Origin of the sequence: Nocardia sp. JMUB6875 (assembly GCF_041154655.1) — a bacterium.
Taxonomy (GTDB): domain Bacteria; phylum Actinomycetota; class Actinomycetes; order Mycobacteriales; family Mycobacteriaceae; genus Nocardia.
On the sequence record NZ_BAAFGR010000173.1, the window covers coordinates 1 to 15,159 of the forward strand.

General features: G+C 69.2%; 12 protein-coding genes and 1 pseudogene. 4 read left to right on the top strand and 9 right to left on the bottom strand.

The window, feature by feature from the left end; translation table 11 throughout:
* Nucleotides 1-203 (top strand): annotated as a pseudogene (locus tag ACAM49_RS32455) (MFS transporter); the annotation flags it as partial.
* A gap of 16 nt (nt 204-219) precedes the next feature.
* On the opposite strand, the gene ACAM49_RS32460 reads toward ACAM49_RS32455, so the two are convergent.
* Nucleotides 220-798, bottom strand: a complete 579-nt coding sequence (locus ACAM49_RS32460; RefSeq protein WP_369639370.1) for a TetR/AcrR family transcriptional regulator — start codon at nt 796-798, stop codon at nt 220-222.
* A 42-nt stretch (nt 799-840) separates the two neighbouring features.
* On the opposite strand from ACAM49_RS32460, the gene ACAM49_RS32465 reads away from it, so the two are divergent.
* The gene (locus ACAM49_RS32465) at nt 841-1,695 is read left to right on the top strand and encodes a phytanoyl-CoA dioxygenase family protein (protein WP_369639371.1); all 855 of its coding nucleotides are present in this window, start codon (nt 841-843) and stop codon (nt 1,693-1,695) included.
* A 3-nt stretch (nt 1,696-1,698) separates the two neighbouring features.
* Here ACAM49_RS32465 and ACAM49_RS32470 read toward each other — a convergent pair whose 3' ends face one another.
* The 7 genes from ACAM49_RS32470 to ACAM49_RS32500 all read right to left on the bottom strand — a co-directional run bounded on the left by ACAM49_RS32470 (nt 1,699) and on the right by ACAM49_RS32500 (nt 12,490).
* Nucleotides 1,699-1,863, bottom strand: coding sequence for a hypothetical protein (locus ACAM49_RS32470; protein WP_369639372.1), 165 nt, complete (start codon nt 1,861-1,863; stop codon nt 1,699-1,701).
* A gap of 302 nt (nt 1,864-2,165) precedes the next feature.
* Entirely contained in the window at nt 2,166-3,893 is a 1,728-nt protein-coding gene (locus ACAM49_RS32475) for a DEAD/DEAH box helicase (protein ID WP_369639373.1), read from the bottom strand.
* Between the two features lie 220 nt (nt 3,894-4,113).
* A complete protein-coding gene (locus ACAM49_RS32480) occupies nt 4,114-5,469 on the bottom strand; it encodes a M1 family metallopeptidase (RefSeq protein ID WP_369639374.1) in 1,356 nt (451 codons plus the stop codon).
* The gene (locus ACAM49_RS32485; RefSeq protein ID WP_369639375.1) at nt 5,469-9,386 is read right to left on the bottom strand and encodes a Pls/PosA family non-ribosomal peptide synthetase; all 3,918 of its coding nucleotides are present in this window, start codon (nt 9,384-9,386) and stop codon (nt 5,469-5,471) included. The genes ACAM49_RS32480 and ACAM49_RS32485 overlap by 1 nt, the downstream gene beginning before the upstream one ends.
* 137 nt (nt 9,387-9,523) lie before the next feature.
* Nucleotides 9,524-10,468: a PHB depolymerase family esterase gene (locus ACAM49_RS32490; RefSeq protein WP_369639376.1), complete on the bottom strand. Its 945-nt coding sequence runs from the start codon at nt 10,466-10,468 to the stop codon at nt 9,524-9,526.
* 47 nt (nt 10,469-10,515) lie between these two features.
* Nucleotides 10,516-11,076, bottom strand: coding sequence for a gluconokinase (locus tag ACAM49_RS32495; protein ID WP_369639377.1), 561 nt, complete (start codon nt 11,074-11,076; stop codon nt 10,516-10,518).
* A 10-nt stretch (nt 11,077-11,086) separates the two neighbouring features.
* The gene (locus tag ACAM49_RS32500) at nt 11,087-12,490 is read right to left on the bottom strand and encodes a GntP family permease (protein WP_369639378.1); all 1,404 of its coding nucleotides are present in this window, start codon (nt 12,488-12,490) and stop codon (nt 11,087-11,089) included.
* A 124-nt stretch (nt 12,491-12,614) separates the two neighbouring features.
* Here ACAM49_RS32500 and ACAM49_RS32505 point away from each other — a divergent pair, with 124 nt between their 5' ends.
* Nucleotides 12,615-13,352: a FadR/GntR family transcriptional regulator gene (locus ACAM49_RS32505; RefSeq protein WP_369639379.1), complete on the top strand. Its 738-nt coding sequence runs from the start codon at nt 12,615-12,617 to the stop codon at nt 13,350-13,352.
* Between the two features lie 3 nt (nt 13,353-13,355).
* Here ACAM49_RS32505 and ACAM49_RS32510 read toward each other — a convergent pair whose 3' ends face one another.
* Nucleotides 13,356-13,781 (bottom strand): hypothetical protein, encoded by a 426-nt coding sequence (locus ACAM49_RS32510; protein ID WP_369639380.1) that lies wholly within the window; start codon nt 13,779-13,781, stop codon nt 13,356-13,358.
* Nucleotides 13,782-13,977: 196 nt separating this feature from the next.
* Between ACAM49_RS32510 and ACAM49_RS32515 the strand changes: the two genes are divergently transcribed.
* Nucleotides 13,978-15,159 (top strand): serine/threonine-protein kinase (locus ACAM49_RS32515; RefSeq protein ID WP_369639381.1); only part of this gene is annotated, 1,182 nt, incomplete at its 3' end.

Consider the following 15,159-nt stretch of genomic DNA (forward strand, 5'->3'; position numbering starts at 1 on the left):
TGGCCCACCTCCCCGCCCCCTTGCGCGACGCGATCGTCGCGTCGTACGCCGACGCGCTCGTCCCAATCTTCGCCTACCTCCTGCCCGCGGTGGCGATCGCGTTCGTCATCGCCCTCCTGATTCCCCACATCCCACTCGCCGAGGTGTCTGGGCTCGTCGCCCGGAACGAAGCGGTCCCGGCGACGCGTCGGGACGGTACCTAGCGTAGCGGGGGCGGGTTCAGGGCAGGGCGAGCGCTGCGGCCGTCAGTCGCCAGAGGCGTTCGGCGGCGATATCGACTGTGGGGCGGGGAGTATCGCGCAACTGCTGGGCGATGCCGTGGCGCAGGCCGCCGATGACGTAGGCGCCGGCGCTGTTGGGGTCGAGGTCGGCGGGGATTTCGCCGGAGGCTTGGCCGCGGCGGATGTTGGTGGCGGCGGCGTCGGCGAGGTTGCGGATGTAGTTGGCCTCCATCTCGGTGAGGCCCGGGTCTGGGGCGACGCGGTTGAGCAGCAAGGCCGCGAGGGGGTGGTCGAAGTGGTAGGCGACGAACCGGTGGGTGCGGGCGCGTTCGCGGGTGGCCCAGTCGCCGTCGGCCGGGACCCGGTCGTCGGCGGTCGCACGGCTCAGGCCGTCGTAGAAGTCGTCCCAGATCGCCGCCAGCAGGCCGACTTTGGAGCCGAAGTGGTGGTAGAGGGCGCCGGTGCTCAGGCCCGTGCGGCGGGTCAGCGCACTCAGTTCGAGGGTGCCGCCCGCATGGACGAGTTCGTCGCGGGCGGCATCGAGAAGTTGTTGACGTCCCAGAGGTGCGCGTGCCACTGGCGAACCATAACAGAACTCAGTTATGTGAAGGATGGCGGCATGAGCGGGAAAGTGACGTCGTTGCGGGATCTGGACGGGGACCTCGCGGGGACCTACCGGCGCACCGCGAGCAGTGGCGCGAGCGTCGATCCGGCGGTGGTGGAGGCGGACCTGGCCGCGGTCGCGCGGGACGGGTACGTGATCCTGCCGGATCTGCTGACGCCCGCCGAGCTCGACGAGATTCGGGCGAGCGTCGTTCCGCTGCTGAATCCGAAGGGCCGCAACAACTTCGAGGGTCATTCGACCCAGCGCGTCTACAGCGTGCTGAACAAGACCCGCTCCTGCGATCGGATCGCCGATCACCCGCGCGTACTGGCCCTGCTGGACCGGCTGTTCCTGCCCAACTATCTGCTGTCGATGCTGCAGGTGATCAATATCCTGCCCGGTGAACAGGCGCAGATGTTGCACACCGACGACGGGTTCTATCCGCTGCCGCGTCCGCGAAAGGCATTGGGGGCGGCCACGATCTGGGCCATCGATGATTTCACCGCGGAGAACGGCGCGACCGACATCATTCCCGGAAGTCACCTCTGGGACGATCGGCTACCCGGCGATTCCACCCGCGAGCCCGTCGTAATGCGGGCAGGTAGCTGCGTATTCTTCGTCGGCACGCTCTGGCATGGTGGCGGCGCGAATAGTTCCGCGAATTCTCGCCTCGCGCTCACCGCACAATACTGCGAACCGTGGCTGCGCCCGCAAGAGGCGTTCACCCTCTCCATGACCCGCGACACGGTCCGCGCGGTATCGGAGGACATTCGCCGGATGCTCGGCTACAGCATCCATCCGCCGTTCATCGGACAGGTCGACGGGATGCACCCGAAACGACTGCTCGAACCGGGCGCGCAGCCCCTCTAGCTGTCAGTTGACGAGTTCGTGCGCGAGTTCGACGGCAGCCTTCATATCGGGCGCGTACCCCACCCGCCAATTGAGACGATCGATCGGAGTGACCGACACCTTGTATCGGTTCTCGATGTGCTCGAACTTGACGATGGCCCGCTCGTTCAATGGCGCGTGAGACTTCATGATTTCCTCTCCTGACCCTGTGAAAGGCGTCCGAGACGATAGAAGCGAATCTGAAACGTAAAAGCGGGCAGCTGCTTGCTCTTCATTAACTGTATGAGACTTCAGCTGGGGTACATATGGGCAATTGTCCCATTTCTGCGGTCCCATGCGCTCGAGCGTGCCTTGCAGTGACGGTGTTGTGTCCGGACCCACAAAAAGGCCGAGTGGCACACCGGCGAGAGCGATTCAGGCGAATCCATTCGCTGGTGTGCCACTCGGCGATTTCTCGCGTATGGCGGCGCCCACCCGGGGCGCGGGCGCAATCAGGCGCTGCGGCGACGGCGGGGTGCGCCGGCGCGGGAAAAGCCGGCGAGCCCTCCGGTGCTTCCGGCGGGGGCCGCGCCTCGGCCGCCCTGGCGTGCGGAACCGCCGTTGCCGCGCTCGCCGCGCTGGCGGGCGGAGCCGCTGCCGTGGGCCGCACCCTCCGAGCGGGCGGTGCGGTCGGCGCCCCGAGCGTTCGACTTGCCGCCGCTCCGGGTGGCCGACTTGCCGTGGCCGGCATCGCCGTGCGCGCGGGTGCCGTGCGCATCGGACTGGGTGCCGCGCGGTGCGCCGGTGGCCGGGCGTCGACCCGGGCGTCCGGCGGTGGCGACTTCGGCCTTGCGGCCGCCCCGGGCGCCCGGCTTGGTCAGGGCCGCGTCGCCGTCCTGGCGCGCGCTGCGCTTGTAGGACTCGGACCCCTGCGACCCGGACCGTCCGCGTCGCCGTCCGCGCGGTGCCCCGCTGTCGTCATCGCGGGTTGCGTTGGTGCGGGCCGACTTCGAGGCGGGCGCGGCCTTCTGCTGCCGTGCCGGGGCCGGGTCCGAGATCGCCACCAGGGGTGCGACCTCGCCGACGAGTTCGATCACCGCGGGGGAGTCGGCGGTGACGCGCTGCGGGGTGACGTCGATCTTGGCCTTGCGCATGAGGGCGGCCAGGTCGCCGCGCTGGTCGGGCATGACCAGGGTGATGACGTCGCCGGCATTGCCCGCGCGGGCGGTGCGGCCGGAGCGGTGCAGGTAGGCCTTGTGTTCGGCGGGCGGGTCGACGTGGACGACGAGTTCGACGCCGTCGACGTGGACGCCGCGGGCCGCGACATCGGTGGCGACCAGGACCTTGGCCGCGCCGGAGGCGAAGGTGGCCAGGTTGCGGTCGCGGGCGGGCTGGTTCAGGTTGCCGTGCAGGTCGACCGCCGGGATTCCGGAGGTGGTGAGCTGCTTGGCGAGCTTGCGGGCCTGATGCTTGGTGCGGGTGAACAGGATTCGCCGCCCGGTGCCGGAGGCGAGGCGGTGCACGACCGCGCGCTTGGTCTCCGCGCTCGACACCTCGAAGACGTGGTGGGTCATATCGGCGACCGGCGAGTTGGCGTCGTCTACCGAGTGCAGCACCGCGTTCGGCAGGAACCGCTTGACCAGCTTGTTCACGCCGTTGTCGAGCGTGGCCGAGAACAGCAGCCGCTGCCCGTGCTCGGGGGTGGCGGCCAGGATTCGGGTGACGCCGGGCAGGAAGCCCAGGTCGGCCATGTGGTCGGCCTCGTCGATGACGGTGACCTCGACGGCGTCGAGGCTGATCAGCCCCTGCTTCATCAGATCCTCGAGCCGCCCGGGGCAGGCGATGACGATATCGACGCCGCGCTTGAGCGCCTGCACCTGACGGTGCTGGGAGACGCCGCCGAAGATCGTGGTGACGGTCATCCCGCACGCGCCCGCCAACGGCTCGATGGCGGTGGCGATCTGCGTGGCCAGCTCGCGGGTCGGCGCGAGCACCAGCCCGACCGGGCGATTGGGGACCCGCTTACCGGCGAGCTCGCCGCCGAGGCGGTCCACCATGGGAATCGAGAAGGCGAGGGTCTTGCCGCTGCCGGTGCGTCCCCGGCCCAGCACGTCGCGTCCGGCGAGCGAGTCGGGCAGGGTGTCGGCCTGGATGGGGAACGGTGCGGTGATTCCGGCCGCGGTGAGGGCGCGGACCAGCGGTGCGCGCACGCCGAGCGCGGCGAAGGACGGTGTATTCATAAGTGTTGCAGTGCCTTTCGGGCATCGGGCGGTGCCCGAGCCGTGCTGCGGACAGGGGTCCGCGCCGGGGGCACAAGGGTGGCGAGATTGCCGGTGGGCAAAATCGATCGCCGTAAGGAAAGCTTGCCGCGCAGTTGGGGCTGCTCAGGAGTGGTAGCGATCTACGACGCTTGATACGACCGTGTCGTATCCATGATCAACTTTCGTGTTCGGAGCGAGTCTACCCGGTCGAGGTTTGCGGCGCGTACGCGGGGCCGGGCGGCAGCGCCGGGAGCGGTCGGGCGAACAACCAGGCGTCCCACAAAGGCTGCAGCGGAACGGGGTTGTAATGCCCGGCCAGATCGGTGAATTCGCCGGTGGTGATGGACGCGTGCCGGTAGCGGGCGGTCCAGGTGCGCAGCAGATCGAAGAAGGCGGCGTCGCCGACGGTGAGCCGCAGCGCGTGCAGGGTGAGCGCGCCGCGCTTATAGACGCGGTCGTCGAACATGAGCTCGGCTCCGGGATCGGCCAGGATGAGATCCTGCGGCAGCCGTTCGAGATTGCGGTGCGCGCTGCGCGCCAGCTGGTCGGCGCTGGGCCCGCCCGATGCCTCGGACCAGATCCATTCGGCGTAACAGGCGAAGCCCTCGTGTAGCCAGATATCGCGCCACTGCCGGATGGTGAGGCTGTTGCCGAACCACTGGTGTGCCAGCTCGTGCGCTACGAGGCGCTCGTGCCCGCGCCGCCCGTCGCAGTGGTTCGCGCCGAATACCGAGATGCCCTGGGCCTCAATGGGAATCTCGAGCTCGTCGTCGGTGACGACCACGGTGTACGCCTCGAACGGGTAGGGCCCGAACTTCTCGGTGAAGACCTGCATCATCTGCGGCTGCCGCGCGAAGTCGTGTTCGAACGCGGTGCGCAGGCGCGTGGGGAGGATGGCCTGCATGGGCAGCATGCCGCGCGGGGCGTCGATACGCTGCTTGCGGTATTGCCCGATCTGGATGGTGGCCAGGTAGCTGGACATGGGTTCGGGCTGTTCGTAGACCCAGGTGGTCTGGCTGGCCTTGGTCTGCTTGCGCATGAGCGTGCCGTTGGCCAGCGCGTAGTACGGCGAATCGGTGGTGATCGAAATCCGGTAGCTGGCCTTGGAACTGGGGTGGTCGTCGCAGGGGAACCAGGAGGCCGCGCCATTGGGTTGGCTGGCGACCAGCGCCCCGTCGGTGAGTTCCTCCCAGCCGACCTCGCCCCACGGTCCGCGCACCGGTTTGGGCGGTCCGGCGTAGTTCACCGTGAACACCAGTGCGCCGCCCGCCGGAATCTTCTGCCGCGGCGTGATCACCAATTTGCCGCGCTGATGCACGTATTTGGCGGGCTTGGCCCCGTTGACGAGCACCTTCGATACGGCCAGCGACTGAGAGAGGTCCAGCGCGAACCGATCTCGCACGCCGGTGGTGACCGCGGTGATCTCCGCGGTCCCCGACAGCCGGTTGCTCGACATCTTGTAGACCAGGTCCAGCTCGTAGCGCGAGACCCGGTAGCCGCGGTTTCCGTTCTGCGGCAGGTAATCATCGATGGGTTCGTCGAGGCGGTCCGCCATCAGCGACCTCCGCCCCAGGGTGCGATGGGGTTGCCCCACCAGCGGGTGGACGGCGGCACGCTGTCGCCGCGCATGACCAGCGAGGCCGGGCCGATGGTCGCGCCCGCGCCGATGGCCGAGGCAGGCAGCGCGACGCAGTGCGGTCCGAGGGTCGCGCCCGCGCCCAGAGTCACGGTGTCCATGGCCATGATTCGATCGTGGAACAGGTGCGTCTGCACCACGCAGCCGCGTTCCACAGTCGCGCCAGCACCGAGTGTCACCAGGTCAGCCTCCGGAAGCCAATAAGATTCGCACCATACCCCGCGGCCGATCTTGGCGCCGAGTCCGCGTAGCCAGACATTCAGTACGGGCGTACCCGTCGCGGCGCGCGCGAACCAGGGCGCGGCCACATGCTCGACGAAGGTGTCGGCGACCTCGTTGCGCCACACGAAGGAGCTCCACAGCGGGTGCTCCACGGCTCGGATCCGGCCCACCAGCAGCCATTTCGCGATCACCGAGACGGTTCCGGCGACCGCGCCCGCGCCGATCAGCACCAGGCCGCTGAGCAGGGCGGCGGGCAGGTGGCCCAGATTCCGCGCCAGCCAGGCCAGGGCGAAGATCACACCGAGGCCGATGGCGAAGGTGACGAATACCGGGATGAGCCGGCAGGTCTCGACCACCGCGCGGGCGATGCGCAGTTTCAGCGGCGGATCGAAGGTGCGTGCGGTGTCGGTGGTCTCGGCGGCGCGGCGCAGCCGGATCGGCGGGCTGCCCAGCCACGAGGATCCCGCCTTGGCCTTGGACGGTGCGGCCGAGAGCACCGCGACCAGGCCGTTTTTCGGCACCCGGCGGCCGGGCGCGGTCATGCCGGAGTTGCCGAGGAAGGCGCGCTTGCCGACCTTGGCCTCGCCGATGCGCAGCCAGCCGCCGCCCAATTCGTAACTGGCGACCATGGTGTCGTCGGCCAGGAACGCGCCGTCGGCGACCACGGTGAACTTGGGCAGCAGCAGGACGGTCGAGACCTCCACGCGCTTGCCGACTTTCGCGCCGAGCAGGCGCAGCCAGACCGGGGTGAGCAGGCTGGCGTAGAGCGGGAACAGGAAGGTGCGCGCGGAATCCAGCAGGCGTTCGGTGGCCCAGGCCTGCCAGCCCGCGCGGCTGCGCACGGGGTGATGGCCTTCGGTCAGTCCGATGGCGAGCAGGCGGACGGCGACGATGGTCACCGCCGCGTACACGGCCAGGACGAGCAGCATGGCGACCGGCAGGATGGCGAAGGCGCGGCCGAAACCGGCTCCGAGCGTCTGCGTGTCGCGAATCCACCAGGCGATGAGCAGACCGCCGGTGCCGAGCGCGAGGATGGGTACGGCCGCGAGCACCATCGAGGTGACGCCGAAGATGCCGACCCAGTGCGCGGCGCGCGCGGGGGTTTCGTCGGGCCAGCGGTGCTGTGCCTTACCGACTTTCACCGCAGGTGAGCCCGCCCATTCCTGCTCGGCCTTCACCTTGCCCGAGACGGCGGAACCGGGCGCGATCTCGGCATTGCGGCCGATTTTGGTGCCGGGCAGCAGCATCGAGCGCGCGCCCACCACCGCGCCGGGGCCGATCTCGATGGGGCCGATGTGGACGACGTCGCCGTCGATCCAGTAGCCGGACAGGTCCACCTCAGGTTCGACGCTGCAGCCGTCGCCGAGTTCGAGCATGCCGGTTACGGGCGGCAGCGTGTGCAGGTCTACGCCGGTGCCGACCTTCGCACCGAGGGCGCGCGCGAACGGCACCATCCACGGTGCGCCGGACAGGTTCTCGGCGCCGCTGGCCTCGGACAGGCGCACGGCCGTCCAAAGTCGCAGATGCACCCACCCGCCGCGCGGATGGGTGCCGGGCTCGACGCCGCGCAGCAGGATGCGGGATCCGGCCACGCACAGCGCCATCCGGCCGGGCGGGGAGATGAACAGTAGGAACGCGACCAGCGTCCACCACCACGAGAGATGCGGCAGCCACGGCAGTGAGCCCGACCAGGCCGCGACATTGCCGACGATGGCCAGCCAGGTGAGCCATTGCAGGCCGGTGAGGGTCGTCAGCGGGATGGTGGCGAGCACCTGGAACAGCTGCGCGGGCAAGGGAACCGGCCGCACATGGCGTTCCTCGACCGCGGCGACGGGCGCCGAACCGTCCAGGAAGGCCGCGAGCGCGCCCAGCCGCGGATGATCGTAGAGGTCGGCGACGGCGATGCGCGGATTCCGTTCCCGCAGCGCCGCGACCAGCTGGGCCGCCGACAGCGAGCCGCCGCCCAGATCGAAGAAGTCGGCATTCGGATCGGTCGCCTCGGCACCGAGCAGCGAATCCCACAGTCCGGCAACCCATTGCTCGGTTTCGGTGAGGCCGCTGTCCTCGGTGGCGGCGGTGGCCTTGGGCAGCGGCCACGGCAGCGCGTCGCGATCCACCTTGCCGGAGGTGCGGGTGGGCAGCTCGTCGACGACGGCGAGACGCGGGACCAGCGGGGCCGGGAGCTGTTCGGCGAGAATGTTTCTCGCGACGGTCAGGTCGTAGCCCGCGTCGGGGCCGGTGAGGTAGCCGACGAGGATCTTGTTGCCCGCCTTGGTGGTCCGGATCGCGGCGGCCGCGCCGGTGACGCCGGGCAGGTGCTGCAGCGCGTTGTCGATCTCACCGAGTTCGATGCGGCGGCCGCCCAGCTTGATCTGATCGTCGGCGCGGCCGAGGAAGACCAGGCCCTCGCGATCGTTGCGCACCAGATCGCCACTGCGGTAGGCGCGTTCCCAGCCGACCGAGGGCAGCGGCGCGTACTTCTCGGCGTCCTTGGCCGGATCCAGATACCGGGCCAGCCCGACGCCGCCGATCACGAGCTCACCGGATTCGCCCTCGCCCACGGGATTTCCGGCCGCATCGATGACGGTCAGATCCCAGCCGTCCAGGGGCAGCCCGATGCGGATGGGGAATCCGCCGTCCAGCAGCGCGGCACACGCCACCACGGTGGCCTCGGTGGGCCCGTAGGTGTTCCACACCTCGCGGTCGGAATCCTGATTGCCCGCGAGCTTCTCGGCGAGCTCGGGCGGCACCGCCTCGCCGCCGAAGATGAGCAGCCGCACCGGTTCCAGGGCCTCGGCGGGCCAGGTGGCGGCCAGCGTCGGCACGGTGGAGACGATGCTGATCCGGCGGCGCACCAGCCACGGCCCGAGATCCGCGCCCGTGCGGACCAGCGCGCGCGGTGCGGGCACCAGGCATGCCCCGTGCCGCCAGGCCAGCCACATCTCCTCGCAAGAGGCATCGAAGGCGACCGACAGTCCGGCCAGCACCCGATCGTCGGGACCGATCGGGGCGTCCTGGAGGAACAGCCGCGCCTCGGCGTCGACGAAGGCGGCGGCGTTGCGATGGGTCACCGCAACGCCTTTGGGGGTGCCGGTGGAGCCGGAGGTGAAGATGATCCAGGCGTCGTCGGCGGGCGTCGGTTCCCGGGTCGCCGCGTCGCGGCCGAGTTCGTCTATTGCGTCGCGGTCGGATCCACTTGCCGCACTAGTGGTTTGGATGCCGTCGCCGGTGACGATGGCCGTGACCCGGGCCTCGCCGAACACCAGCCGCGCCCGCTCGTCGGGATCGTCGGCGTCGACGGGTACGTAGGCCGCACCGGCATGCAGTACCGCGAGGATCGTGACATAGAGCCCGCGCGTCCCCGAGGGCATCCGCACGCCGACCCGGTCCCCGGCGCGCACCCCGGCGGCGGTGAGCCGCTCGACGGTGGCCGCGATCTCCTCGCGCAGTTCGGCGTAGGTGAGTTCCTCGTCGCCGTCGTCGATGGCGGGTGCGTCCGGATAGGCCGCGGTGGTGGCGGCGAGAACGTCCACCAGGGTGCGGGCGGGCGGCGCGAGGGCGGCCCGTAGCCTGGGGTCGGTCTCGATCTCGGTCTCTGCCTGCGATTGCGGCATCAGTACGTGCCCACCTCTCGTGGAACCTTCCGGCGCTTCAGCGTTGGTTGTTTCATACGAGAGTTACCGACAGGCAAACTCTGTGGCGGCCATCAGACAACGGTAGTACGTCCTGGTTGTCCGATGTTCACCCAGGGTTATGTGTGGAATTGCGACAGGAACTGCCAGATCACCGCGGAACCGTCGAACTGATGGGTGACCTTGCCGACCAGGGCCTGGGGCAGGTACTGGGAGCCGTCGGGCCAGGTGTGGCCGCCATTGGTCACCACATAGAGCTGCACTTTCGCGCCGCCCGCGCAATCGGAGGACTGGACTGTCACCGAAGTGCCGTCGTCGGCGCGCTGGGGGAGTTGCGTGGTAGTGGCCGCATCGCATGCGTTCTGCCGCCGCCACAGCTGCTGGGTGGCGTCGACGGACAGCACCGGGCTGGACCCCGGGCCGCGGTGGCCGGAGGTGACGCGAACCACGCCGCCGTCGTAGGGGACGATCGGGTCGGCGGTGCCGTGGATCTCCAGGACCGGCAGGGGATGGGATGGGGTGCAGGCGGATTGGTCGGTCTGGGGGAGCGGGCCCGCGACCGGGGCGATGGCAGCCAACTTGTTCGACAGATGGCAGCCCAGATGCTCGGTGAACATGCCGCCGTTGGACATTCCGGTGGCGTAGACCCGGGCCGGGTCGACCCCGTCGTTCGCGATGATCCGGTCGATCACGGCCGCAACGAAACCCACGTCGTCGATGCCCGCGGCGCCGGCATTGGTGTCATCACCGCGGCCGTCGTTCCAGGACCTCTCGTATCCGTCCGGGTAGACGGCGATGAAGCCGTTGGCATCGGAGAGCTGGTCGAAGCCGAAGGCGGAGGCCATGTTCCGGGCGCTGCCCCCGCCGCCGTGGAAGGCGAGCACTGCGGGGAGCTTCCCCGAGGGCCGATCGGCGGGGTAATGGATGATGTATTGCCTTTGCAGCCCGCCGAATTCGAGGGTCACCGTGGTGTCGGCGGCGGCGCGGGCCTGCGGATGCGAGCACCCCGCGGCCAGGAACACGGTGGACAGCGCGACCGCGGCGGCGATTCTCGGTGCGTACACACCGGTGAGCGTAGAGAGCGCAGCTGAAGCTGAGCTGAAGCTTCGAGTCAGCTGTGAGCGCGGATGGCGGCCAGCGTCGCGGCGGCGACTTCGTTTGGCGGCGGGCCGATTTCGATGCTGACGATGTGCTCGTCGGGGCCCGGGGTCTCGAGGGTCTCGAGCTGCGAGTCCAGCAGCCCCGGCGGCATGAAGTGGTCCATACGCGCGGTGAGCCGCCGCTGCAGGTCCTCTCGCGATCCGGTCAGGTGCACGAAGGTCAGCACCGCCTCCGGATGCCCGGTCATGCCGCCGCGCAGCACATCCCGGTACGAGCGTTTGAGCGCCGAGCAGGTGACGATGGCCGAGCGGCCCGCCGCCACCTCCTTCGACATCCACTCCGCGATCGCCTCCAACCAGGGCCAGCGGTCGGCATCGGTGAGGGCATGCCCGGCCGCCATTTTCGCGATATTGGCGGGCGGGTGCAGGTCGTCGCCTTCCAGGAGATCCCAGCCGAGGATGCTCACGAGCATCCCGGCCACCGTCGACTTCCCGGAGCCGGAGACGCCCATGAGGACGACGATGTGCGGTCGTGCGGTGGTCTCGGTGCGGCCGGTGTCCGCGGATTCCATCGTTCGCCTCCTAGATGACCGCGCTCAGCGCGAGCACGCCCGCCAGACCGGCCACCGAGATCACGCACTCCATGACGCTCCAGGACTTCAAGGTCTGCACCACATTCAGGCCCAGGTACTCCTTGACCATCCAGAATCCGGCGTCGTTCACATGCGACAGGAACAGTGAACCCGAACCGATCGCCAGCACCATCAGCGAGACGTGAGAGTTGCTGAGCCCGGCCGCGACCGGGGCCAGAATCCCCGACGCGGTCACCGTCGCGATGGTCGCCGAACCCGTGGCCACCCGGATGAGCGCGGCCACGAACCAGGCCAACAGCAGCACCGGCAGGCTGGAATCGCGGATGGCGTCGGCGATGGTGTTGGCGATGCCGGTGTCGACCAGCACCTGCTTGAAGCCGCCGCCCGCGCCGACGATGAGCAGGATTCCGGCGATCGGCGGCAGGGCGCTGTTCATGGTGTCGGCCAAGCTGTCCCGGGTCATGCGGCCGCCGCGGCCGAGCACGATCATGCCGACGATCAGGGCGATGCCGAGGGCGACCACCGGGGTGCCCAGGACGTCGAGGAACTTCTTCACCGGCGAGCCGGATTTGGGGGAGACCACGTCGAAGATGGCGCTGCCCAGCATGAGTACGACCGGCAGCAGGATGGTCGCCAGGGTGGCGGTGAAGCTCGGGCGCGGACCCTGCTCTTCCTTCTCCTCGGGCTCGTCGGTCGAGAACAGTTCCGGCACCGGCACATTCACCCAGCGGGCGGCCAGCTTGCCGAACACCGGACCGGCGAGAATCACCGTCGGCACCGCCACCAGCACACCGAGCCCCAGCGTCAGCCCCAGATCCGCCTTGAGCGCCGACACCGCCACCAGCGGCCCCGGGTGCGGCGGCACCAGTCCGTGCATGGCCGACAGACCCGCCAGCGCCGGAATCGCCACCGCCAGCAAGGGAAGTCGCGATCGGTTGGCGACCAGCAGGATGACCGGCATCAACAGCACCACGCCGATCTCGAAGAACATGGGCAGGCCGATGATCGCGCCGACCAGGCCCATCACCCACGGCAGCGCCTTCGGTCCGGCCCGGCGCACCAGCGTGTCGACCACCTGATCCGCGCCTCCGGAGTCGGCGAGCAGCTTGCCGAACATGGCGCCGAAGCCGATCAGGATGCCGACGCTGCCCATGGTCGAGCCGAAGCCCTTGACGAAGGAGGACACGGTGTCGGCCGCGCCGAGCTCGGCGATCAGGCCGACGGTGATCGCGCCGATGGCCAGGGCCAGGAACGGATGCAGTTTCAGCCAGGTGATCAGGCCGACGATGAGGGCGACGCCGATCAGGGCCGCGGTGATGAGCTGCGCGCTACCGGCGTGCCGGGTGGCCGCGTCGGCGAGATTCGCCGTGGCGAGAGGGGTGAGGTTGTGCATGACGCTTCTTCGAGTCGGGGTGGAGTGATCCAGGGCACAGAGACCTAATATGGAGGACTATATCAAGCTGTCGAGAGAATAAGTACTACGTATTACGGTTTGGTTGCCGATAGGTATGCCACAGATGTGTGAGACTGAAGCCATGGTCGACAGCGCCGGATCCCTGCCCTTGCACGACTCCGTGCTGGATCGGCTCGGCGCCGACATCGCTTCCGGGGTCATCGCGCCCGGCGCGCGCATCTCCTCCGACGAGATCGCCACCCGCTTCGATGTCTCGCGCACTGTCGCCCGGGAAGTCGTGCGGGTGCTGGAATCCCTCGGCATGGTCAGCATTCGCCGTCGCGCGGGCATCACCGTGCTGGATCCTTCGCACTGGCATGCCCTGGACCCCAAGCTGATTCGCTGGCAGCTCGCCGGTCCCGACCGCTTCACCCACCTGGCCCGGCTGGCCGAATTGCGTTCGGGCATCGAACCGCTCGCTGCCCGCCTGGCCGCGACGCATGCCACCCCCGAGCAGTGTGCGACCTTGACCGCGTCCGTCATGGGCATGTCGGCCACCGCCCGATCCGCCGACACCCCGGCCTATCTCGGCCACGACGTCACGTTCCACGCGACGCTGCTGACGGCGTCCGGCAATCCGCTGCTCGCGGTGTTCGCGCCGATCGTGCGTGAAGTGCTCACCGGCAGAACCGAACACGAGCTCATGCCCACGCAGGCGAATCCGCAGGCCCTGCAGTTGCACGCGGCCGTCGCCGCTGCCGTCCAAGGGCGCGACGGAATCGCCGCCGAAGCCGCCATGCGCGAAATCGTCGCCGAATCCGCCTCCGCCATCGCCTGCTTGCGGCCGGCGGTATCGAAGTAGGAGTCAGGGGACGATCAGGTACCACTCCGCCCACGGGCCTTGCAGCGGCCAGCTGTTGGCGAAGAGCTTGGCCAGGCCCATGCCGATCCACAGATCCACGGTCTGGGTCTGGCCCACGGTCGAGGTGTGGACGTAGACGTCGCGCGATCCGAGGCCCGCGGAACCCAGCCAGCCCAGCACGATGTGATTGCCGCACGGTCCGCCGAGATATCCCAGCGGCGTCACGTGCGCGGTCACGTGCCCGGGCATGCCGTGCGCGGCCTCCAGCGCGACGGCGATCGAGCCCGCGCAGAAATTCGCGTCGCCGAAGGTCAGCACGAGTGTTCCGAACGGGGTGAGCTGCGGCAGCCAATCCGCCCGCGCGGGTGTCGCATTCACGCCGCATACCGCCGCGGTGATCCCCAGCGCCGCCACCAGTCCCGCTAGCATCCGTCGTATCTTCCGCATCGGATGTCCTTCCGGGCGAGCGAAACTCGCGAGTAGTTCCATTTTGAAGCATATCGAATTCACCCCGGCCGCACGGCGGGTCTCCGCGCGCGAGGCCGCTTGACATGACGGACTCGTGAGGGACTCGGTCGGCCCGGCTCGGTATTGTCTGCGGGGCAGGTGGATCGGGAGGAATTGGTTGGTCGAGCAGCTCCGGGCGGGAGTGAACTTCGCCGGGTATCGGGTCGAGCGTCTGCTCGGCACCGGTGGGATGGGTGAGGTGTATCTGGCCCATGATCGGGATCTACCCAGGTTCGTCGCGTTGAAGCTGCTCAACCGGGTGGCGAGTGATGACGACGAGACCCGGCAGCGGTTCCTGCGGGAAGCCAATATCATTGCGCGGCTCACGCACCCGAACATCGTGACGATCTACGCGCGGGGCGAGGAGCAGGGGCGGCTGTGGCTGGCCATGGCCTATGTCGACGGTTCGGATCTGTCCGCCGAACTGCTGTCCGGGCCATTGGATCCGCAGCGGGCCGCCGCCATCACCGCCGATCTGGCCCGCGCGCTGGACTACGCGCACGACGCGGGCGTGTTGCATCGCGACGTCAAACCCGCGAACGTGCTGCTCACCGCGCAGCCGCGAGAATGGGCGCTGCTCAGCGATTTCGGCATCGCGCACTCCAACCACGAGGTTCGCGGAATCACGGAGAACGGGGAGGTGATGGCCAGTTTCCAGTACACCGCCCCCGAGCGATTCAGCGGCGAGGCGCTGGTCGACCGGCGTGCCGACGTGTACTCCCTCGGCTGCACCCTGTTCGAAATGCTCACCGGCGCACCGCCCTACGCCGAGACGGATCTGCCGCGCCTGATCTACGGGCACGTCAGCGCCCCGGTGCCGTCGGTGCGCGACCGGAACCCGGCCCTGCCCGCCACCCTCGATCCCGTCCTGGCCCGCGCCATGGCCAAGGATCCCCATCGGCGATTCGACACTTGCACGGAGCTTTCCGATGCCGTGGCCGAGGCTTTGGCCGCCCGTCCCGCCACTCGCCCCTCGCCCTCGCGTACGCCCGCCTCGCGTTCCGCGTCCGCACGCGCCGCCGCACGCACCCCGGGCGCGCCGGTGCGCGACACCGGCACGTCCTCGCGCGACACCGGCAGGTCCGCACGCGACACCGGCAGGTCACTGCGAGAATCCGGCAGGCACAGCGCAACTCCGCAGCCGCACCACTGGGCGAAATCCCGTGCCCTGCTGGTCGTCCTGACCGTCGTAGTCTCCACCGGAGCCGTGGCCGCCGCCGTGGGTTTGCTCTCCTCCCTCATGGGCTCAGGCTCCCGCGAGGACGCACTGCTGACCACCACACCCCGCACCACCCCGCCC

Excerpts from the sequence above, each read along its gene's own strand:
- ACAM49_RS32465 (WP_369639371.1), top strand. The coding sequence starts at position 841 with ATGAGCGGGAAAGTGACGTCGTTGCGGGATCTGGACGGGGACCTCGCG.
- ACAM49_RS32470 (WP_369639372.1), bottom strand. The coding sequence starts at position 1,863 with ATGAAGTCTCACGCGCCATTGAACGAGCGGGCCATCGTCAAGTTCGAG.
- ACAM49_RS32475 (WP_369639373.1), bottom strand. The coding sequence starts at position 3,893 with ATGAATACACCGTCCTTCGCCGCGCTCGGCGTGCGCGCACCGCTGGTC.
- ACAM49_RS32480 (WP_369639374.1), bottom strand. The coding sequence starts at position 5,469 with ATGGCGGACCGCCTCGACGAACCCATCGATGATTACCTGCCGCAGAAC.
- ACAM49_RS32485 (WP_369639375.1), bottom strand. The coding sequence starts at position 9,386 with ATGCCGCAATCGCAGGCAGAGACCGAGATCGAGACCGACCCCAGGCTA.
- ACAM49_RS32495 (WP_369639377.1), bottom strand. The coding sequence starts at position 11,076 with ATGGAATCCGCGGACACCGGCCGCACCGAGACCACCGCACGACCGCAC.
- ACAM49_RS32500 (WP_369639378.1), bottom strand. The coding sequence starts at position 12,490 with ATGCACAACCTCACCCCTCTCGCCACGGCGAATCTCGCCGACGCGGCC.
- ACAM49_RS32505 (WP_369639379.1), top strand. The coding sequence starts at position 12,615 with ATGTGTGAGACTGAAGCCATGGTCGACAGCGCCGGATCCCTGCCCTTG.
- ACAM49_RS32510 (WP_369639380.1), bottom strand. The coding sequence starts at position 13,781 with ATGCTAGCGGGACTGGTGGCGGCGCTGGGGATCACCGCGGCGGTATGC.